At 43.3% G+C, this 21,786-nt stretch carries 17 protein-coding genes, 1 tRNA gene and 4 pseudogenes; 15 read left to right on the top strand and 7 right to left on the bottom strand.

Annotation, left to right across the window (positions count from 1 at the left end; genetic code table 11):
* The first annotated feature begins 199 nt into the window (after positions 1-199).
* From TT12_RS10590 to TT12_RS10580, 3 genes are all read left to right on the top strand, one after another.
* The gene (locus TT12_RS10590) at positions 200-721 is read left to right on the top strand and encodes a hypothetical protein (RefSeq protein ID WP_045454663.1); all 522 of its coding nucleotides are present in this window, start codon (positions 200-202) and stop codon (positions 719-721) included.
* 69 nt (positions 722-790) lie between these two features.
* Positions 791-1,588 (top strand): hypothetical protein, encoded by a 798-nt coding sequence (locus TT12_RS10585; protein ID WP_045454660.1) that lies wholly within the window; start codon positions 791-793, stop codon positions 1,586-1,588.
* A 67-nt stretch (positions 1,589-1,655) separates the two neighbouring features.
* A tRNA-Arg gene (locus tag TT12_RS10580) sits at positions 1,656-1,731 on the top strand.
* Positions 1,732-1,985: 254 nt separating this feature from the next.
* Here the strand turns inward: TT12_RS10580 and TT12_RS10575 are convergent.
* The gene (locus TT12_RS10575) at positions 1,986-3,068 is read right to left on the bottom strand and encodes an NAD(P)/FAD-dependent oxidoreductase (RefSeq protein WP_243443596.1); all 1,083 of its coding nucleotides are present in this window, start codon (positions 3,066-3,068) and stop codon (positions 1,986-1,988) included.
* A 71-nt stretch (positions 3,069-3,139) separates the two neighbouring features.
* Positions 3,140-3,589, bottom strand: a complete 450-nt coding sequence (locus TT12_RS17440) for a hypothetical protein (protein WP_243443595.1) — start codon at positions 3,587-3,589, stop codon at positions 3,140-3,142.
* Positions 3,590-4,169: 580 nt separating this feature from the next.
* On the opposite strand from TT12_RS17440, the gene urtA reads away from it, so the two are divergent.
* The 12 genes and pseudogenes from urtA to TT12_RS10515 all read left to right on the top strand — a co-directional run bounded on the left by urtA (position 4,170) and on the right by TT12_RS10515 (position 16,771).
* A complete protein-coding gene (gene urtA, locus TT12_RS10570) occupies positions 4,170-5,480 on the top strand; it encodes an urea ABC transporter substrate-binding protein (RefSeq protein ID WP_045454767.1) in 1,311 nt (436 codons plus the stop codon).
* Positions 5,481-5,618: 138 nt separating this feature from the next.
* Positions 5,619-7,396 (top strand): annotated as a pseudogene (urtB, locus tag TT12_RS10565) (urea ABC transporter permease subunit UrtB).
* Positions 7,397-7,406: 10 nt separating this feature from the next.
* Positions 7,407-8,476: pseudogene (gene urtC, locus TT12_RS10560) on the top strand (urea ABC transporter permease subunit UrtC).
* Positions 8,476-9,432, top strand: coding sequence for an urea ABC transporter ATP-binding protein UrtD (urtD, locus tag TT12_RS10555; protein ID WP_201501300.1), 957 nt, complete (start codon positions 8,476-8,478; stop codon positions 9,430-9,432). Before urtC ends, urtD begins: the two are co-directional and overlap by 1 nt.
* 62 nt (positions 9,433-9,494) lie before the next feature.
* A pseudogene (urtE, locus tag TT12_RS10550) lies at positions 9,495-10,191 on the top strand (urea ABC transporter ATP-binding subunit UrtE).
* A 44-nt stretch (positions 10,192-10,235) separates the two neighbouring features.
* Entirely contained in the window at positions 10,236-11,225 is a 990-nt protein-coding gene (locus TT12_RS10545; protein WP_045454657.1) for an urease accessory protein UreD, read from the top strand.
* A 150-nt stretch (positions 11,226-11,375) separates the two neighbouring features.
* Positions 11,376-11,678, top strand: a complete 303-nt coding sequence (gene ureA / locus TT12_RS10540; RefSeq protein ID WP_045454654.1) for an urease subunit gamma — start codon at positions 11,376-11,378, stop codon at positions 11,676-11,678.
* Positions 11,679-11,752: 74 nt separating this feature from the next.
* Entirely contained in the window at positions 11,753-13,885 is a 2,133-nt protein-coding gene (gene ureC / locus TT12_RS10535; RefSeq protein ID WP_201581304.1) for an urease subunit alpha, read from the top strand.
* A 96-nt stretch (positions 13,886-13,981) separates the two neighbouring features.
* Positions 13,982-14,506 (top strand): urease accessory protein UreE, encoded by a 525-nt coding sequence (ureE, locus tag TT12_RS10530; protein WP_243443594.1) that lies wholly within the window; start codon positions 13,982-13,984, stop codon positions 14,504-14,506.
* Positions 14,499-15,296, top strand: a complete 798-nt coding sequence (locus TT12_RS10525) for an urease accessory protein UreF (protein ID WP_045454652.1) — start codon at positions 14,499-14,501, stop codon at positions 15,294-15,296. Before ureE ends, TT12_RS10525 begins: the two co-directional genes overlap by 8 nt.
* A 38-nt stretch (positions 15,297-15,334) precedes the next feature.
* Positions 15,335-15,988: an urease accessory protein UreG gene (ureG, locus tag TT12_RS10520; protein ID WP_045454649.1), complete on the top strand. Its 654-nt coding sequence runs from the start codon at positions 15,335-15,337 to the stop codon at positions 15,986-15,988.
* 105 nt (positions 15,989-16,093) lie between these two features.
* Positions 16,094-16,771 (top strand): HupE/UreJ family protein, encoded by a 678-nt coding sequence (locus TT12_RS10515; protein WP_045454647.1) that lies wholly within the window; start codon positions 16,094-16,096, stop codon positions 16,769-16,771.
* A gap of 292 nt (positions 16,772-17,063) precedes the next feature.
* Here TT12_RS10515 and TT12_RS15610 read toward each other — a convergent pair whose 3' ends face one another.
* From TT12_RS15610 to TT12_RS10500, 5 genes and pseudogenes are all read right to left on the bottom strand, one after another.
* Positions 17,064-18,986 carry an ESPR-type extended signal peptide-containing protein gene (locus tag TT12_RS15610; protein ID WP_207804052.1) on the bottom strand — a complete coding sequence of 641 codons (1,923 nt, stop codon included), beginning with the start codon at positions 18,984-18,986 and terminating at the stop codon, positions 17,064-17,066.
* Positions 18,987-19,430: 444 nt separating this feature from the next.
* The gene (locus TT12_RS17435; RefSeq protein WP_243443593.1) at positions 19,431-19,862 is read right to left on the bottom strand and encodes a M14 family metallopeptidase; all 432 of its coding nucleotides are present in this window, start codon (positions 19,860-19,862) and stop codon (positions 19,431-19,433) included.
* A gap of 23 nt (positions 19,863-19,885) precedes the next feature.
* On the bottom strand, positions 19,886-20,572 hold the full coding sequence (locus TT12_RS17430) for a M14-type cytosolic carboxypeptidase (RefSeq protein ID WP_243443592.1): 687 nt from the start codon (positions 20,570-20,572) through the stop codon (positions 19,886-19,888).
* A 491-nt stretch (positions 20,573-21,063) separates the two neighbouring features.
* Positions 21,064-21,193: pseudogene (locus TT12_RS19415) on the bottom strand (phospholipase D-like domain-containing protein); the annotation flags it as partial.
* 108 nt (positions 21,194-21,301) lie between these two features.
* Positions 21,302-21,727, bottom strand: a complete 426-nt coding sequence (locus tag TT12_RS10500; protein ID WP_045454644.1) for a hypothetical protein — start codon at positions 21,725-21,727, stop codon at positions 21,302-21,304.
* Positions 21,728-21,786 lie beyond the last annotated feature (59 nt).

Below are 21,786 nucleotides of genomic sequence, written 5' to 3'. Positions count from 1 at the left end.
TCATAAAATAGGCTGCTGATTAGTGTGCCATCGATAGCTATCGTTTACTAGTATATGTGCCACTATTATAATATCTTACGACAGATAGTGTCGCATTGATAAGTCTCATATTTATGAATAGAGAAGTCAGTGCTGCTGTCAGATCAATTGCTGTAATTTTTATGTCCATAACCCTTTTTTAACGGAATAACTTAATACTATGCCCTTGCGTCCCATTGATGCCATTTTCGTTCATCCTAAACGACGTCTATATGTTGTATACTATCGCGGTGAATTGTGGCAATTGCCACGTATGAAAATTGACGACAGATCGTGGCAAAACAGACAGCCCTATACTGATGATAGTCGCTCGCTTTATTTGAGCATCCATCAAGCCATTAATGACCCCATACTTGCACAAAAACTGCGAACATTGAATCTGCCTGTCGCGGTGCGTGGGAGCACACTGCCACGCTTTGAAGCATGGTGGGAAGCCCATGGTTTTGAATGGCTTAAAGACAAGCTTACGATGGGCGAATCGCCATTGGCTGCACACCAAATAAAAGCCATTGACAACGATGTTACCTCCCCTTCAAACGATCAACCTGTGCTATCCAATCAAAATAGTAAAATTAGTCATAAGAATAATAGCGAGAAAAAACTTTTACCTGATTCAGAAACCGATGTTTTTGCAGATATGCTGGCGGACTTAGCAGATGAAGTGTTACACCAACAGCTTTAAAAATAATACGTCACTCACCGCATTTTATGTAAACTTGACACAAACCCATTAAGAGAAGAGCAGTAACATATGAGAGACTACAAGCTGCTACTGGCTGGACTAATTTTACTGCTGCTGATAATCTTTATTGCAATCTTTACGTGGTTATGGAGCAGTAACCGTAAAAATATAGACCCCCTACCGATCATGGCAAATGCAAATGAGCCGTCAGCCACCACTCAAGACGAGGTAAATACCCTCACCGACAGTACGCTGTATATAAAGGCTGAAGAGGATTTACAAGCACCCTTGGACGATATCATCGTTAACTTCGAATCTCGTTATCCTCATGTGCAGGTTATGCCAAGTTATGTACCTGCCAGCGACCTCTTAACATTATCAAACGCCAATCCTAGCCATGATAAACGCTCAGAATTAGGCGCTGATATAGACATGATCATCGCTAACGACAGCCTATCTGCAGACCGTCTGACACCGTTACAAGCAGAGCTAAAAGCGGCTCAAGATAAAATAAACCTAGACAAAGAAAATATCAGCAATACTGATGATAAAAAAGTAGAGACTGCTGAGACTGGTGCCATTGAAACTGACAATGCAGAGGCACGTACCCTAAATTCTTTCAGCTATGCACTGAGAGACAAGCAAGCGCTTGAAGGGATTATTTTGACAGAGAATACTGCTGCTATTAACTTCCGTAATTTTTTACTTTCGAGTACCGGACAAGATATATTAGAAAAGTACGATTATTATAATATCGAAGGTTATAAAAACAGTGTAAATGACTTGTTTAATCCAACATCACGTGCACAAGAAGCAGCAAATGCCAACACTGTGAATGTCGCTGACGCCTTGAGTAATGGCAAGTAATGATAAAATCTTTATATTTTGTTGATTGCTTTTATGAGCGATTTTTCCTACAATGTTATTCCAAAATGCGCCTATAGCTCAACAGGATAGAGCAGTTGCCTCCTAAGCGATCGATCGGGGTTCGAGTCCCTGTGGGCGCACCAACAAACATTGTCAAAAGTAATCAAAAGACCTCACAACCTACCAGTTGCGGGGTTTTTTAATGTATTAGCATATCGCATCATAACATTGCATAACTTACGATACATTTTCATACAGCATACCTGCAAAACACAAAAAAGCCTTTCAAGCTTTATACTTAATAGCTTGAAAGGCTTTTTCGATCGCATATTTTTATCTAGGTAAGCGTTTTAATATTAGGATTTGCTTACCGTTTAGAGCCGCTCTTACTCTAGGTTCAACATCGATTTTGCCACGCTTCTGCCACTTTAATGCCATCAATTCCTGCTGATAATATGCCACCTGCGTAGCCAGCACCCTCGCCTGCTGGGAATAAGCCTTTGGTGTTAATGCTTTGGAATTCTTTATTACGTTTAATACTGATTGGTGACGATGTTCTGGTTTCTACGCCAGTTAATAAGCCATCATCAGATGAAAATCCTTTGATTTTTCTATTAAACGCTGGAATGGCTTCACGTATGGCATCCACGGCAAAGTCAGGTAACGCTTTGCTTAAGTCAGTTAAGGTAATGCCGGGAGTATAAGACGGTTTTACATCGCCCAATTCTGAGTCTGGTTTTCCTTTTAAGAAATCGCCAATGGTTTGCGCTGGTGCACTGTAGTCTTTTCCGCCTAATTCAAACGCTAAGGTTTCTAGTTGTCTTTGTAATTCGATACCAGCAAGAGGATGGTTTGGGTAATCTCGCTCTGGGTCGATACCTACCACAATAGCACTGTTGGCATTACGCTCGTTCCTTGAATATTGGCTCATGCCGTTAGTGACCACACGGCCTTCTTCTGATGCGGCGGCAACCACGGTTCCGCCTGGACACATACAGAAGCTATAAACAGAACGACCATTTTTGCAATGATGAACCAGTTTATAATCCGCAGCGCCAAGTATCTCGTTCCCAGCATTGTCACCAAAGCGTGCTTGATCTATGGTTGACTGTTTATGTTCAATCCTAAAGCCAATTGAGAAAGGTTTTGCTTCAATATACACGCCTTTATCATGGATCATCTCAAAAGTGTCTCGGGCGCTATGACCAACAGCAAAAATAACATGATTGGTTTTTAAGATTTCGCCAGTATTAAGTGTCACGCCAGTTACTTTTGAGTCTGTGATATGCAAGTCGTCTACGCGAGTCGCAAAACGGACTTCCCCACCGAGTTCTATGATCTCGGCACGCATTTTTTCTACCATGGTGACTAACTTATAAGTACCTATGTGCGGTTTACTGACAAATAAAATCTCCTCTGGTGCGCCAGCTTTTACAAACTCGGTCATGACTTTACGACCATAATGATTGGGATCTTTCACTTGGCTATATAATTTACCGTCAGAGAAGGTACCTGCTCCGCCTTCACCGAATTGTACGTTAGATTCTGTGTTTAATTTACGCTGACGCCAAAAACAAAGGTGTCTTTGGTGCGTTGTCTGACTTCATTACCACGTTCAATGATAATAGGTTTAAAACCCATTTGAGCAAGGGTCAGTGCTGCTAACAAACCACAAGGTCCAAAACCAATAACAACAGGACGCTCAGTTAAATCTTTTGGCGCTTCACCTACATATTTGTAGCTGGTATCTGGCGTTGCTTTGACATGGTTGTCTGACTCAAACTGAACCAGTAAATCATTGGTCAAATCCGAGTCGGTCAGGGTGATGTCTAGCGTATAAATTAATTGAATATTTCTTTTATTACGAGCATCATAACCACGTTTAAACATCACAAATGACGCCATTTGCTCAGCAGAGATTTTAAGTTTTGTCGTTATAGCAGTCGTTAGATCTTCAGGCGCATGATTTAATGGCAATTTAATTTCAGTTAAACGTATCATTGGTTACTCATAAACTCGTGTAGAAAACAGTCTCGCATTTTACTGGTACTGATACAAATAAGCGAATAAATATTTTACTTATGCAGGGTAAATTTACGGTTTCTTCAGCATAGATCAGCACCCTATTATAAAACTAAATGTCCGACCTCACCCCAAGCTAGCTACCAAGCGTAATGGCTAACGTGCTTTAGCTAAAAAAACCTACCTTTAGTTGAGTTGACATCATTTAGTACGTTTGCTTCTTAATTTCCTTCTGTTCACACTTTCTGAACTCAAAAAAACATCGCTTCTGATGTCGTCATTTTTTATACCGCTTTAGCATTCCTTAACCAGACATAAATGGTGCATAGAAAATCATAAAAACCAATTATGGTGCAAAGAAGTGCCCTAGCTCCTGATAAAGACCGATATTGGTGCATTTGTCTCGTATTTTATATTGGCATAGATATTGAAGTATTAATCATAGTTAGGAATGGCTCGTTCACTCGGCCTACCAAGCTGCTACTTTATCTTTCTGGAGAAATATATGTCTTTATTGCCAACGCTTATCACTGCTACTCCTATTAATACAAACCATCGTATCGACTCAAAATTGACGTCACGTTTGTCTCTGCTAGCAGTAGCTGTTGTCGGCAGCTTAAGTCTTATAGGTTGTCAAAAACCTGCGGAAACCAGTGCAGAAACCAATTCTACCGCCACAAAAACGGAAACCTCTGAGACGGCTGCTACCCCTGCGGCAGATGGTGACACCATCAAAGTTGGTATCTTGCATTCTTTATCTGGAACGATGGCCATCTCTGAAACATCATTAAAAGATACTGCGCTCATGACCATTGATGAAATTAATGCCAATGGCGGTGTGTTGGGCAAGCAGCTAGAGCCAATCGTCGTAGATCCCGCTTCTGATTGGCCGTTATTCGCTGAAAAAGCACGTCAGCTGTTAACCCAAGATAAAGTTGATGTGATATTTGGAGGTTGGACATCGGTGTCACGTAAGTCCGTGCTGCCTGTCGTTGAAGAGTTAAATGGACTCATGTTTTATCCGGTGCAGTACGAGGGTCAAGAGCAGTCAGAAAACATTTTCTACACTGGTGCTGCACCGAACCAACAAGCCATTCCTGCCGTTGAATATTTAATGAGTCCGGAGGGTGGTAGTGCAGAACGCTTTGTCTTACTTGGGACAGACTATGTTTATCCTCGGACTACTAACCAGATACTGCGGGCTTTCTTAAAATCTAAAGGCGTCGCTGAAACAGATATCATGGAAGAGTACACCCCTTTCGGTTTTAGCAACTATCAGACCATCGTTGGCAATATTAAAAGCTTCTCTACTGGTAAAAAGACGGCGGTTATCTCTACCATTAATGGGGACTCAAACGTACCCTTTTATCGTGAGCTTGCCAATCAGGGTATTAAAGCCTCTGATATCCCAGTCATGGCATTCTCAGTAGGAGAAGAAGAGCTTCGCGGTATCGATACCAGCTTATTGCAAGGGCATTTAGCGTCATGGAACTACTTTATGTCGGTTAAAAATCCTGTCAACAGCGACTTCACTAAAAAGTATAAGAAATATGCGCTGGATCATAAGCTACCCAATGCTGATAAAGTCGTGACAAATGATCCTATGGAAGCCACCTACGTGGGTATCAATATGTGGAAACAAGCAGTCGAAAAAGCTGGTACTACTAATGTCGATAAAGTGCGTATTAGTATGGGAGGTCAGACTTTTGACGCTCCATCAGGGTATACATTGAAAATGGATGAGGAAAACCATCATTTATGGAAGCCTGTCATGATCGGTCAAATCCGTGCCGATGGTCAGTTCGATGTGATCAGCAAAACGCCAAAAGTCATTCGTGCTGAGCCATGGAGTCAGTACATCCCTAAATAAGTTTATGGTCACCCAAGCCTCAGTCCATAATCCTTAGCCCCTTAATGGTATCAAAACCAGCAACCCTTTAGCTCCTCTACTGATAAAACAGTTTTCAGTGGAGGTTAAAGGAGTGTTGACTGCAAAAAAGGAACCATCATGTCACATTACTCTTCCTATTATAAAAGTGACGCGCAAGCCAATTATTCTAATAAGATTTTTATCATCGCCTTACTATCTTTAGCACTCATCCTCATCTCTATCACATCAGCTGCTCATGCTCACGAGACGCCAGTAGTACACAGCCATGGCGAGAAACTATCGACTAATACTGTGGCAGTGACATCCACTGCTGTAAGTGAAGAGACCTTACTTGCTCAAAACAAGCAGTCTCTTACTACGCCTGCTAATCTTGCGATAAGTAAAGGGGATGCTATCGAGCAGTTCGTTGCTGCTGACTTCACCAAGCGCCAAACCATGCTCAACCAGTGGCCGGGGTCAGTTGAGAGTTTGGATACTTTAGTTGAGCTGATAAAGAACGATGAGTTATATCAAGCAATGGTGGGCAAACCTACCTACTTAACAGCGAAGATGAGCTATTTACTTATCCTGCTAAGCAGCTGACCACCGAGTGGCCGAGTGACTTGGCGCAAGTGGCTTTAACCAATACGCTACGCTCAGCCTAGTGTTTGGACAAGCCAAGGTTAAGCTTGAGTCAAACGATCCTACGCAACGTATGCAGGCAGTTGCCATCTTAGCGGACAATATCGAACAGCTAGATCCAGCACTCATAAGTACTGCTGCCACTAATGAGCAAGACGACGACGTCAAAACGGCGTTGAGTACTTTACAAGCGAGGATTGATTTTAGAGATGGCGACGTTACTACCCAAATTGCCGCACTTACCGTGCTTGCTGATAGCGATAGCCCGCAAGTCTTAGTTGATGTCAAAAAAGCATTGGCGGCAGATGATATCGATCCTGTACTCAAATCCACGCTGTTAGACGCTGAAGAAAGTATTGAGCAGCGCATTACCCTCAGTACTTGGATAGGTCATCTGTTCACGGGGCTTAGTACGGCAAGTATCTTACTACTGGCGGCATTAGGCTGGCCATTACTTTTGGGCTACTGGGTGTCATCAATATGGCTCATGGTGAGCTCATTATGATTGGTGCTTACGCCACTTATATGGTGCAAAATCTCTTTCAAGCGTATTTTCCTAGTATGACTGGATGGTATCTGGTTGCTGCTATACCCGTTGCTTTCTTAGTCAGTGCCATTATAGGCATGATTATCGAACGAATCATTATTCGCCCGCTTTACGGTCGTGAGCTTGAAACCTTACTGGCAACTTTCGGTGTCAGTCTGATTCTCATGCAGTTAGTTCGGATGATATTTGGCGCGCAAAATGTCGAAGTCAGCAATGTCGACTGGTTGAGCGGTGCCTATCAAGTCTCCTCGAGCCTTGTACTTCCCTTCAACCGCATCGCTATTATCGGCTTTACCATCATTATTCTTATGCTACTGGTGTATTTACTTAACAAGACTCGTTTCGGGCTATTTGTGCGCGCTGTGACTCAAAACCGGCAAATGGCACGTGCAGTTGGTATCTCCTCTGCTCGCATCGACATGTTGGCATTCGGCTTGGTTCAGGGTTGGCCGGTCTCGCTGGCTGCGCTCTAGCACAAGTGGGCAACGTCGGACCCGACTTAGGTCAAACTTATATTATTGATGCGTTCTTAGTCGTCGTGGTTGGCGGTGTTGGGCAAGTATGGGGCGCGGTATTGGCATCTTTAGGTCTTGGTGTCAGTGGTACGGTGCTTGAGATTGGCATTGGTGCTGTGATGGCTAAGATTGTGTTACTGGTTCTTGTGATTTTGTTTATTCAAAAACGTCCACAAGGTTTATTCGCCCTCAAAGGCCGTTTTGTGGATTAAGGAGAACCTCATGCGTTTGACTCAATTATTATCTGATTCCCCACGTAATGCCATTCTGATTGGTTTGTGTTTTTAGTGCTACTGATATTGCCTTGGCTCCATTTATTACCTGAAACCTCTAGTTTTCACCTGTCTGCTTATTGGATAACTTTGATTGGTAAAATAATGGCGCTCGCCATGGTAGCACTGGCTTTAGACTTGGTCTGGGGCTATGCCGGCATTCTAAGCTTAGGTCATGGTCTTTATTTTGCGCTAGGAGGTTATGCTTTTGGTATGTATTTGACGCGTGAAACTGCTGGCACAGACTTGCCAGACTTTATGCGTTTCTTAAGTTGGACAGAGCTACCGTGGTATTGGGCAGGCACTCAACATTTCTGGTGGGCGATGGCTCTAGTGGTGCTAGTTCCCGGTCTAGTCGCTTTTATCTTTGGCTATTTTGCTTTTCGCTCAAAGATTAAAGGGGTTTATTTTTCGATTATTACTCAGGCCATGACTTACGCGGCAGCCTTATTATTCTTCCGTAACGAAACAGGCTTTGGTGGTAACAATGGTTTCACAGGTTTTACTACGCTACTAGGTTATGACATCACTGCCTCTTCAACGAGGGCTGTACTGTGTTTTACGACTGCTTTGGCGCTGCTACTGTCATATCTTGGACTACGCTATCTGATGAGCCAGCCTTATGGGCGCGTGCTCGGTGCCATTCGTGATAGTGAAAATCGCTTGCAGTATTTAGGCTATCGCACGCTTTGGTACAAGCTTTCAGCTTGGGTATTGTCTGCAATAATAGCTGGTATCGCTGGTGCTCTATATGTACCGCAAGTTGGCATCATTAATCCAGGTGAGATGAACCCCGTCAACTCTATCGAGATGGCAGTATGGGTGGCTGCTGGAGGTAGAGGTTCATTAATCGGTGCCATTGTAGGCGCTGGTACAATTAATGTGATTAAAACGTATTTTACCGTCGCCTATCCGGAGTTTTGGTTACTTATTCTAGGTGGATTATTTGTGGTGGTTACTTTATTTCTCCCTAACGGCATCATTGGCGTACTTGATCGTTTTAAAAAGGAAAAAGAATAATGTTAATAACTAATGCTGCTACTTCCCAAAAAGTTACTAACGATACGCTTGTTAAAAACAATCCTAGTATCAATAATCCAATGAAAAAATCTAAAAATACACCACACATAACGGTCGCAGAAAACATGCCTACCCGACCAGTCACTACTTTGGCTGAAGATTACGGAGATAGCGGAGGCTTAGCGCATCCTGTTCCCAAATCAGGGCCAGATATGAGACATGGTATTGCGCTGTATTTAGAAGACGTTAGCGTGTGGTTTGACTCGTTCCGCGCACTCAATGATTTATCTTTATACATTGAGGCAGGCGAGCTACGCTGCATCATCGGCCCTAATGGCGCAGGCAAAACAACTTTAATGGATGTTATTACGGGTAAAACGCGCCCCACTAAAGGCAGTGCATTTTTCGGTCAAGTACATAATTTAGCCAAACTATCTACCGAAGAAATAGCGGAAGCAGGCATTGGCCGTAAGTTTCAAAAACCTACCGTATTTGAGAAATTTACCGTACTTGATAACTTAATGCTGGCTGCGCCAAAGGACAAACGGGTATCAAAGAGCTGGTTTACTCGTATTGACACAGAAATCCAAGATACCCTTGACTCAACGCTTGATCAAATACGCCTAAAAGAGCTGATTAACAAGCCAGCAGGATTATTGTCTCATGGTCAAAAGCAGTGGCTAGAGATTGGAATGTTACTGATGCAAAGACCAAAACTTATCTTACTTGATGAACCAGTAGCAGGCATGACCGATGCCGAAACTGAACATACCGCTGAGTTATGTCTACGCCTTAAAAAGAATCACACCTTGATCGTGGTTGAGCATGACATGACCTTTATTGATGCCATAAGTGAGAAAGTAACGGTTTTGGCAAATGGCGCTATTTTGGCTGAAGGCACGTTGAGTGAAGTACAGAATAATGAGGCCGTTATTGAGACCTATTTGGGTCGGTAATAAGCTCAGGTCGATAACAAATAGTAACACTTAGAAATAGACCTAAAAAATAGAGGTGCTATATGTTAGAAATCAATGCCATAAATCAATATTACGGTGGCAGTCACATTTTACGTGATGTCACCCTCGCCGCCCCTGTAGGAGAATGTAGCGTGGTACTGGGTCGTAATGGCGTCGGTAAAACCACCTTGCTTAAATGCTTGATGGGCATCCTACCAATCAAATCAGGTGAGATTTTATTGGACGGTAAGGATATTAGTCAGATGACACCTGAGCAACGTGTGCGCGCAGGACTCGCTTATGTGCCGCAAGGACGTGATATATTTTCTACTTTGACCGTTGAAGAAAACATTCTGATTGGAATGGCGAAATTCTCAACGAAAAGCAAGTAAAGTACCCAAACACTTGTATGATATATTTCCAGTGCTGGACGAGATGAAGCATCGCCGTGGTGGCGATCTATCTGGCGGTCAGCAGCAGCAACTCGCTATTGCTCGTGCGCTTGCATCAGAGCCTCGAGTACTAGTACTTGATGAGCCGACTGAAGGTATCCAACCGTCCATTATTAAAGACATTGGTAGAGTCATTCGTAGTCTTGCTAATAAAGGCGATATGGCAATTGTTTTAGTCGAGCAGTTTTATGAGTTTGCAGAAGAGCTTGCCGATAACTATACCGTGCTTTCTAGAGGACAAGTCGTAGCTCAGGGGGCTGGATGTGACATGGCAAAAAACAATATTCAAGAGTTGGTGGCAATCTAAAAGGAAACTTTATAAAAAGACACTTTATAAAAGGGAATACAATTTTGACTTGGCAATCCTCACTACAGCTCCATTTCGACTGCGCCTCTACTGCTGCAAAAACTCGGCTGTGTCATCGTGCCCATACTGGCGCACTCATGGTGCAGCGCGCGCTGTATCCTGAGCCTGATAGTACTGATAACAGCCAAGCAGGGATTTGCCATATTTATGTGTTGTATCCTCCTGCTGGTATCGCCGATGATGACCGCTTAACATTGGAGTTTAACCTACACTCTAATAGCCATGCGGTGATTACCACCCCTGGAGCCGGAAAATGGTACGGGCAACGCAAATCGTTGCGATCCTCTAGACCCAGCGACTCATCAAAATTTAACAACGGTACTCAATCGGCAAACAGCAACACTTCTAACGACTGTTTTAATGATGTTGTCAGCGCAGAACAGCATATCGACGCCCGCCTCGATGATCACGCTGTCCTTGAATGGCTACCTCAAGAAAGCATTTATTACGATTATTCCAACTCTAATGCCAATAGCCGCTTTTATTTAGCTAAGACAGCAAGTTTATTGACTTGGGATATTGCGGTATTTGGACGTCAAGCGTATCAAGAGACGTTTGCTAATGGTCATTATGCCAACCGCTTAGAGATATGGCGTGAGAGTAATTTATTGGTCAGCGAATGCACCTCCCAGCCAGCAAATACGCGCTGGTTTACCTCACCATTAGGACTGAATAATCAACATGTGCATGGCTCTTTTTGGGCAATACCTAGCACAGAGATCATTGCACCTGAGTTACAGAATAATCCGCTCAAGCTTGGTCAGTATTTAGATGCCACTATTACCGAGATACGCCATCTCATTGATACGCAGTCACTACCTATTCACTGTACTCACAATTTTCAAGGTATTAATTGCCGTTATTTAGGGGTAGATGTGCGTGCCTGCTTTGAGGCTTTTTACCAAGTCCGCGAGCTTATCAGGTCTAAATGGTACAAGCTTGAGCCTCATCGACCGAGAATTTGGGACACCTAATACCATGTGCTCCTGCATACTCTCATCCCTGAACAATGCTGAATCAAACCAGAATGACTCTACTTAGTACATTTAACTTAGCACCTTTACTTTATGAAGATTAAAAACGGTTCATAGTCTTTAAAGCACAATAATTATTAAGGAAGCTTTATGCAATTAAATCCTACAGAGAAAGATAAACTCTTACTATTTACCGCAGGCATGGTGGCGGAACGTCGTAAAAATCGCGGTGTAAAGCTCAATTATCCTGAGTCTATCGCTTACATTAGCATGTTACTAATGGAAGGCGCGCGTGATGGCAAAACCGTGGCGCAACTAATGAGTGAAGGATCCACTTATCTCTCTGCCGATGACGTCATGGAAGGCATTGCAGAGATGATACACGATGTCCAAGTTGAAGCCACTTTCCCCGATGGCACTAAGCTGGTGACGGTACATAACCCCATCGTATAGCTTGCTTGTTGTAAAGCCGTATAAAACGATATTGAACTAGAGCCATTGCCATAAGACGATTAAGGATAATAAAAATGACGATAAAAGCAGGCGAATATAATATTAAAGCAGGCGATATGGCTTTGAATGCTGGTCGATATGTTCAAACCATAACGGTAATCAATACTGGCGACCGCCCTATTCAAATCGGTTCTCACTATCACTTCTATGAAGTCAATGCAGCACTGAGCTTTGATCGAGAGTCGACGCTTGGCTATCGACTCAATATCCTATCTGGCACTGCGGTACGTTTTGAGCCAGGACAAGCGCGCGAAGTGGAACTGGTTGCCATCTCAGGTAGACAGCACATTTATGGTTTTTCAGGCGAGGTTATGGGCGTTGTAGACCCTAAAACCTCTCAAAACACCTCGAAAAAACGCATTGACCGACGTATCTATGCCGAGCATTTTGGCCCTACCACAGGGGATAAGGTACGCTTAGCCGATACGAATTTATGGCTTGAGGTTGAGTATGATTTGACCAGTCATATTGACCACCAGCCTGATATTGATAGCGTCAGCATTGGTGAAGAGGTCAAATTTGGTGGCGGCAAGGTAATCCGCGATGGGATGGGTCAATCACAGCTGCTGGGTGAGCAAATTGCCGATACTATTATTACCAATGCTTTGATTGTGGACTACAGCGGTATCTATAAGGCAGATGTCGCTATTAAGGGCGGTCGCATTAGCGGCATTGGTAAAGCTGGCAACCCTGATATTCAGCCTAATGTGACGTTACCTATTGGCGCGGCTACCGAAATTATCGCAGGAGAAGGTAAAATTTTGACTGCTGGCGGAATCGATAGCCATATTCACTTCATTGCACCTCAGCAATGTGAAACGGCGCTAATGTCTGGTGTGACTACGATGTTAGGCGGTGGTACGGGACCTGCTGAAGGTACTCTTGCCACTACTTGTACGCCTGGTGCCTATCATATTCACAGCATGCTAAAAGCCACCGACTCTATTCCGATGAATATCGGATTCTTGGGTAAAGGCAACGTCAGTTTACCTGCTCCCATTGTTGAGCAGATTGAAGCGGGTGCTATCGGGCTTAAGCTTCATGAAGACTGGGGCTCCACGCCCAAAGCCATTGATAACTGCCTTAGCGTGGCTGAAGAATATGATGTGCAAGTGGCTATTCATACTGATACGTTAAATGAAAGCGGCTATTTAGATAGCACTCTCGGCGCGTTTAAAGACCGCTGTATTCATACCTTCCATACCGAAGGCGCTGGCGGCGGTCATGCCCCAGATATCTTAAAAGCTATTGGCGAAACCAACGTCTTACCCTCATCAACCAACCCGACGCGCCCTTTCACCATTAATACCATTGACGAGCATCTCGACATGCTCATGGTTTGTCATCACTTAAGCCCAGCCATTGCTGAAGATGTCGCTTTTGCCGAGAGTCGTATTCGTAAAGAAACCATTGCCGCCGAAGATATTTTACAAGACATGGGTGCCATCTCCATGATGAGTAGTGACTCGCAAGCGATGGGACGCGTGGGAGAAGTCATTATTCGCACGTGGCAAACGGCTGATAAAATGAAAGCCCAACGCGGTCATCTGGCTCCTGATCAATCAGCTAAAACGGAGCAGTCCTTAGAAAATATCATGCTAAATCCCACTGACTCTAATAGCAGCAATGATAATTTTCGTATCAAACGCTACCTCGCAAAATACACCATCAATCCTGCCATCACTCATGGCATTAGTGACGAAGTGGGATCCATTGAAGTAGATAAATGGGCGGATTTAATTTTATGGTCGCCTGCATTTTTTGGCGTAAAGCCTGACCTTATCATTAAAGGCGGCTTGATTGCGGCAGCGTCCATGGGCGACCTCAATGCTTCCATTTCAACCCCGCAGCCTGTGCACTATCGCAGCATGTTTGGTAGCTTCCCCAAAACAGTGGCGCAGACTTGTATCACCTTTATGTCAAGTGCTGCGATAGACAAAGGTGTTGATAGGCAATTAGGGTTAGAAAAGGTCATCAAAGCAGTACATAACATTCGCAAGGTACGCAAACAAGACATGAAATTCAACAGCTACTGTCCTAAGATGGAGGTTAACCCTGAGACTTATGAAGTGTACGCCGATGGTGAGCTGTTGACCTGTGAGCCTGCCGACTATCTACCGATGGCACAGCGCTATTTTTTATTCTAGCTGCTTTTTATTGTCGTGCTGATAATCCACCATCAGCTGTCAACCATCTACTTTAACGGACTATAAACATAATTATGAACATTTATACGCAACGTCTTGATCTATCAACTTAGCGCTGAACAACAGGCGATTATTGATAGGCAAAAACAGGCAGAAAACTTTTTATATTTAGATTTCGATACCCGTCAGCGTAGCCGTTTTAAAGCAGAAACACAGCACCACGCAATCATTGGTGTTGATTTACCACGTACGGAAACTATTAAGAATGGCAGTGTACTGGCAGACCATCAAGGCAACTTGATACAGATTATGGCCGCTAATCAAGCCTTAATCGAAGTGACTGCTGATAATGGTTTTGACCTTATGAAAGGCGCTTACCATTTAGGTAATCGTCATGTGCCATTAATGATTACAACTAAGGCCCTGTACTTTGAGCCTGATCATGTTTTAGAAGCGATGTTAAATCAACTTGGACTACATACCCAAGCCGTACAAGCGCCGTTTGAGCCAGAAACGGGTGCCTATAAAGGCAATCAAGGCGGACATTCTCACTCTCATGGTCATAGTCATCATGGTCACGACCATGACCATTCACATACCCACGGCAACTCTCATGACTAATCACGCCACACACTCACAGCAGACTACCTGTACCGCACAAGGTATAAATGATCTGAATAATACAGAAGTAACTGGACTTTTGTTCATTCTGGCGTCAAGTAACCTACCTATTGGCAGTTATACCTACTCGCAAGGCATCGAACCCGCTATTGAGGCAGGGCTGATTCATAATGAAAGCAGTAGTTTAGCGTTTATGAGTGATTATCTGGAGCTGGCATTATGTCGGTATGAGCTACCGCTACTGGCGCTTATGATTGAAGCACTTATGGTTGATGACGTTGCGCTTGCTGACGCTTTAGGTACAGATTACCATGCCAGCCGTGAAAGTAAAGAGTTTGTCTATGAGTCAAGCCAATTGGCTCTTTCTTTATCAGCATGGCTTGGTGATGTCCTTGAGCTCGACGTGCCTGACAGCTTACTTGCCCATGGATTTTTACCCCTCTTTGCCCATATCAGCTCGCACTGGCAGCTTAAGCCTGTACAAGCCTTGACCACCTACGCCTTTGGTCAAATCGAAAATATGGTGTTGGCTGCGGTCAAGACCGTACCGCTTGGGCAAATGGCAGGACAGCGCATTATTTGGCAGCTACAACAGTTATTAAGTCAGCAGATACAGGCATTGGCTGCCAACGTCAAGCAAAGATTTTTGCAAGTTCAAAATATGCCTTTAGAGGCTAACGTAAAGCTGAATCTACTTTATCAAAAGCTACATATGTCCGCTAACCTACCAAATTTAGCCATACTGTCTTGCCAGCATGAAAGGCAATACAGCCGCCTATTTCGCTCTTAATCGCTAATAAACACAACTCTCATCAAGGAACTTTATTTATGGCACTAACACCCAAAGTCGAAAACAAAAATTTAGAAACGACGCTCTCTCCGCTACGTTTAGGCATTGGTGGCCCTGTAGGCTCAGGAAAAACGGCATTGACGCTGAGACTATGTCAACGCCTGCGGGATGACATCAATATGGCAGTGGTGACCAATGATATTTATACCAAAGAAGACTCTGAATTCTTAACCCGCAATGAGGCGATGCCAGCTGAGCGCATTCGCGGTGTTGAAACCGGTGGCTGCCCGCATACTGCCATTCGTGAAGATGCCTCAATTAACTTATCTGCCATCGCCGAATTACAGCAGCAATTTGCAGGTCTTGAGCTCATTATCATCGAGTCTGGTGGTGATAATTTGGCAGCAACTTTTAGCCCTGAATTGTCCGACTTGACACTATATGTCATTGACGTGTCTGCAGGCGATAAAATTCCTCGTAAAGGCGGCCCTGGTATCATGAAATCGGACTTGCTCATTATCAATAAAACCGACCTTGCCCCTTTCGTAGGCGCGTCACTTGAGGTAATGGCACATGATGCCAAAAAAATGCGCGGTGATAAGCCTGTGGTATTCAGCAACATGAAAACAGGCGAAGGTCTTGATGACATTGTTGCTTTTATCTTAGATAAAGGCATGTTAAGTGTGGCGTAGAATGCCTTAGGTAATGGCATTAATAAGTGCTCTACAAACCGCTGATGGATCAGTGGATTATGAGTCAGTTTTTATATCGATTTGTTTATTTATTAAGGATTTATCATGACAACAGACACAGCCAAAACGATGACACGCAAAAACCTCTTCCAAAAAACCACCATAATCAGTGGCTTAGCGCTGTTATCGTTACTACCAACACTCGCGTTTGCTCACCCTGGGCATGGCTTGATGGCAGCAGATGGCTCATTTGGCCTTTCAATATTGTCTGGTATGTTGCACCCTTTAACTGGGTTCGACCATCTGATGTTAGCGCTGGGCATGGGGATGCTATTTACTCAAATGCACAGCTTTAAAAAAGGCTTTGTAGCACTGTTAATTGGTCTAGTAACAGGATTTTTACTGAGTTTAAGTGTGAGCTTGAATAGCCTGTTTATTGAATACGGTATTCTACTCTCTATCGTACTCCTGACCATGGCACTTATGAGCCGCTACTTTAATGTAGCATTGAATCAAAACCACGAGATGTCCGTCAAAACCGTGTATAAATTCTTAATCATTGGCTTTGGTGCGCTTGCTATGTTCCACGGTGCTGCTCATGCAATCGAAGTGCCTGCAAACAGTAATACCGCTGGCTTCTTTACGGGTATGATTGTGGCCATGCTAGGTCTATATACTATCGGCAAAGGATTTGCCACTTATCTAAACACTCACCTGCAAGACAGCTTGATTATTCAACGTGTTATAGCTGTTGTCGGTTTATGCGGTGTGCTGTTAGGTTAACTTTGTTAATTTATACACAGAGTTATTTAACACGGTAGTAAGTTGAAGTGTAATGCACGCAGGTGACATTATCTAAATTGCCTTGTGACATTGCCTTATGCCCCTGAGCTTATGACAGCTCTTAAAGAAACTCTTAAAGAAATAAGGCCGCGCAAGCGACCGCTTAGCTCACAGCAGGATTAGCATTCAAAAAGGTTTGGGCTATAAGAAGCTTTAGATAATAAGTATGAAATGGTCATCAGAAAAAAGGACAAATTAATGTCCTTTTTCTGGCTTTTGGTTTACTCAATGCTTACCAGCTAAAGCCCATACCCATGCCACCAGAGTTCTCATCTTTCGTGAAAGCACCACCGAGACTAAAGCTGGTATTGGGATTAATGACACGCTGATACCCCAATGAGACCGCTTGCTCGGAGCCCTGAAACCCTGCGCCCACGCCTATACGGTTCTTACCTTGTAAACCTGACGTGCTGGTTGCCATGTTTAACATCGCAGCACTCATCGCACCTTGACGATCAAAACGATCATCAATTTCCTTAAAGCGCTGTCCATTGTCTTGCAGATAATTTTGAATAGAGTCATTTAGAGCATTAAATTTAGTATCAGTATAAGTGTTCGAGGTTTCGATAGCGCTTGTTTTTGCGTCTTGTAACTGACTGACATTGACTGCGTCATTATCAGCGGTACCATTAGCAACATTGATAATCTGACGTTGGTTAAGATCCGAACCAACCGACACTGTGTTTTCACGGTTAGAGCTAGAGTCATTGCCGAGTACCACGGCGTTTTTTGCAGTAGTATTGACATTATTACCGAGCACAAAAGTATTGTCGCCAGACACGGTATTATTATTGCCCATACTATAGCTGTTATTGCCACTGACCGTACTTGGATCGCCAATCGCACCTGAATGATTTCCAGTCACTTTATTACCAGTGCCAATGCTGATAGCTTGCTCGCCGATTGCTTGAGCACCATCTCCCATTGCAATAGATTGCTTGCCCTGCGCCGCCGCATTAGCGCCTAAAGCCATTGCGTTGTCTCCACTAGCAATCGCTTCTGCAGACGTACCACCATTGATGCTTAGGTATTTATGCTGTGCAGCAATGTCCTGTTTAACGCTCAATACCTGATCATTCGTATAAATTTGTGACGATGCTAGAGTCTCGGTGGCTTTGCCATCGGTGTAGCCTTTCGATGCGGTTAAAGTTTCAGTTGCTTTGTCGTCGGTGTAACCTTTTGATGCGGTTAAAGTTTCAGTTGCTTTGTCGTCGGTGTAGCCTTTTGATGCAGTCAAAGTCTCGGTTGCTTTGCCGTCGGTATAACCTTTTGAGGCGGTTAAAGTTTCAGTCGCTTTGTCGTCGGTATATCGTTTATTTACCGCATCTGTATCATTTATTGCATCTGCCACGTTAGTGATACGTTTTTCGAAACCCTTGCTACCAACTGAAATCGTATCCCTTTCATCTGCAATGGAGAAACTACCGATGGCGGTTGCGCCTGTCGCAGTGGCTTGGCTATTACTGCCAAACACGCTGCTGTCTGTACCTGATGCGGTATTCTGATAACCAACTGTAATACTATAGTCACCCTCTGATGTATTTTCAAAACCGACGGCACTACTGTCCTCACCTGATGCTGTATTATTATAACCGACGGCACTGCTATTTACATTCGAGGCGGTGTTTTTATAGCCAATTGCACTGCTATTTATGTTCGATGCCGTGTTGTTATAACCAAATGCACTACTATAACCCTCTGATGCGATATTATTAGAGCCTACCGCACTGCTATAAATACCCGAAGACTCATTAGAAATACCTGTTGCGCTGCTATAACTGCCCTTTGCTTTATTTGCATAGCCTAGCGCAGTAGCTTCACTCAATGCTTCATTATCAATACCTAAAGCACTGCTATTGAGACCGTCTGCTGCATTATTTATTCCACAGGCTAGTGCAATTACACCTGTTGCTGTACTTCCTCCAGAGACAGGATCCGTTACGCATACCACGCCTGCCCACACTGTAGAGCCACTGATCGCTGCAATACTGAAGGCAAGCCCTTTCACAGTCAACATCTTATAGTTATTTGAGCGAGCTATCAGGGCGATAGTGCCAGTCGTGCCGCTGGTCTTACCAACGCTCTTGGTATTTTCAGACACCACCACTATACAACCTAGTGATTGACTCCAAATCTTTTTAAATACTTTATTCATAGCTCGCTCCATAAGTCCAAAAACTACTCGTTGATAAAATCAAGGCTATCTATGTCACTTACATTAACCATGCTCGTAAATGACAGCTGTCACTTATTAAAGCACAAAGCTAACATACCTGTATATTTACATTAAAGGATATTTAATCTTCAGAGCTGTCTTAGATAAGCAAAATAATCTGGGATAGTTTTATGGAGAAATAGCATTATGAGTAAGATTCGCCTACCCAAACGCTCACAGCACAGTTAGCACAACGATTGTTATATCGGTAAGAGTGAGCGCGTCCGGTAGGATTGCAAGTGCCGTTATGGCACTCGCAAGGTCTGGCAGCAGATCAACCTGATGGCGTATCTAAGGAAATTTGGCATGGCATAGAGAATGTTGAACAAGTAACCATTGAGTAGATGGACTGATTTCATAACCCAAACAATCTACCTAAATGATTCACTCACGTAAATCATCCACGACTGCCAACATAGCCACTAATGAGGCTTCCCCTAATTTCATAGAGCGCTCTGGTGACCAACCTGTATCCGCATCGGGGACATTATTGTTATCTATAAATGGCATCTCCAAGGTATTGGCAAGGCAGTCAAAACGTTCGGCAACCCAGTGAGTCGCAAGCGTCATATTCGCTGTACCCGGTGCATCAACGTCATAGCCCTCTTCCGTCTGAAAGTCAGCACTGGCAATCTTTAACACTTCTGAGAATCTATCACGTAGACGCGCGAGGCGGTCGCTATAATTTGGCGTACCCTGCGAGCCAGCAAGGAATACAAAAGGTATTTCTTCATCACCGTGTACATCATAAAATAGATCAACACCCGTTTCTTCCATTTTATTAATGACATGAAAGACTTCAGGGCTGGTTTCCAAATTTGGATTTGACCAAGCACGGTTTAGGTTAGTCCCAACTGCGTTGTACGCAGATGACCTCTCACGCTGCCATCTGGGTTCATATTGGGCACGATGTAAAAGTTAGCTTTATCTAATAATAATTTACCCGTGGCATTATCACCATCTAACAGGCTATGCAGTAGACCATCGACCAACCATTCAGCCATCGTTTCACCAGGATGTTGACGTGCCGTAATCCAAATATTGCGTTTAGGCGCATCATTATTGCTAGCGCCATCACTAATTTTGACTAAGGTTAAATCGCGATTATCAAGGGTTTCTCCCAAATGCTCTAACGTCACTAATGGATGCATTTGCACCGCTGCTAATAAATCTTGATGACGCTCATCACTGTAAGGGGCAAAAAACGCAATTTGAATGGTTTCACATTCCAACTCTGCCGTTATGGTTAACTTTCCGTCTTTATAAGAGGTGGGAAGACGAAACCAATAGTCGCGATCGTACGACGCCACCGCTTGGTAATTCTCCCACCCTGCAGGGAATGCTGCATCCCCTGCATTCAGAATATTGAGCACATATTGCTCGCCAACCTGACCTGTCAGGCGAAAATTAAACCACTGAAAAAACTCGCCACCGACGTCCGGACGAATAGCCAATTGGACATTTTTTTTATCTTCTAAATTAATAACCTCAATATTACCAGCATCGAAATTAGCAGTGATATGCATAAATTTTCCTTAATTGTTTTTTAGATATCTTAGTGAGTATCTGTAAAATACTTGAGCATAAACGATTAAAAACAAGCAGGATAGAGACGCTAACAAATCATCTTAAAAAATAGTAAAAATAATGATTAATAGTTGTAGCATCGCTGCTTTTTTTAATTAAAAGAACGTAAAAACATTCCAAGCATTATGACAGACATAGCATTAGCTAATTTTTTATATTTATCACATTGCTGAATGAATGTGTCAGATTTTGGATATTATAGCTCATAATCCCATATAGCACTGTTCATCATATATAGTACTATTCTCTATAGCTACAAAAGCCACTCAACTGGTAACCACCCTATTATCGTCAAGATAATGTTAAGCAGGGTACTTTGTCCAGGCTCCGAGACGCTCATCGATCCAGACGAGCCTTCCATTACGCTGCTCTACTCGCCAAGTAAGGCCAACCATGCCCTCGTCAAATGCTTTGTGCAGTTTCTGTGCCATCTGTTCACTGTTAATCATTAAACCCATTTCGGTATTGAGCGCAGTCGAACGGAGGTCAAAATTGAACGAGCCAATAAAAATGCGCTTTCCATCTACCGCAAAGGTTTTCGCGTGAAGACTGGCTTTTGACGATCTGAACGCTCCTAGATGTCAGCGGGTGCACCAGACGCAGCTTGGCTACGTAGCTCAAAAAGCTGACGCCACTTTCAAGCATGGCCTTGCTTTGTTATTATTTTATTAGCTAGCGAGCTGAAGCTTTTTTACGTTACCCATAAGTGCGCTAAGATTTTTCTCAAGCTTACTTTTTTCTAGCTTCATTCTAACGACAACCTTAATAATCTCATCAGCTATCTCTTTATTGCCTTCAGCCACTGCCTGCTGCAATGCTAGGCCTTCACGCATAATAGAAACCCTTAAAGGCTCGATCTTATAAATAATACGGTTGATAGATTTATGCAGATCCGACTGTCTATAGCACTCTTTTACCTTAGATGATTTATATAAGAGACTGTTTTTATCACTTTTTGCGCGGGCTAACGTCTCGATATAATCAGCCGCTATCTTGTCAGCATAATCATCTTGAATACCAATCTCTAAAATATTTTTTACTAATATGATATCGATTTTTTCTAATTCAGTCTCTTTAATGGCACTTTTTAACATTTCAAACAGTCCTTCGTAAATGTTGGGATTAGGGTTGAATTAAGTGGTTATCGCGTATA

The organism is Psychrobacter sp. JCM 18903 (assembly GCF_000586475.1).
Taxonomy (GTDB): Bacteria; Pseudomonadota; Gammaproteobacteria; order Pseudomonadales; family Moraxellaceae; genus Psychrobacter.
This window is presented reverse-complemented; position numbering and strand designations above follow the sequence as displayed.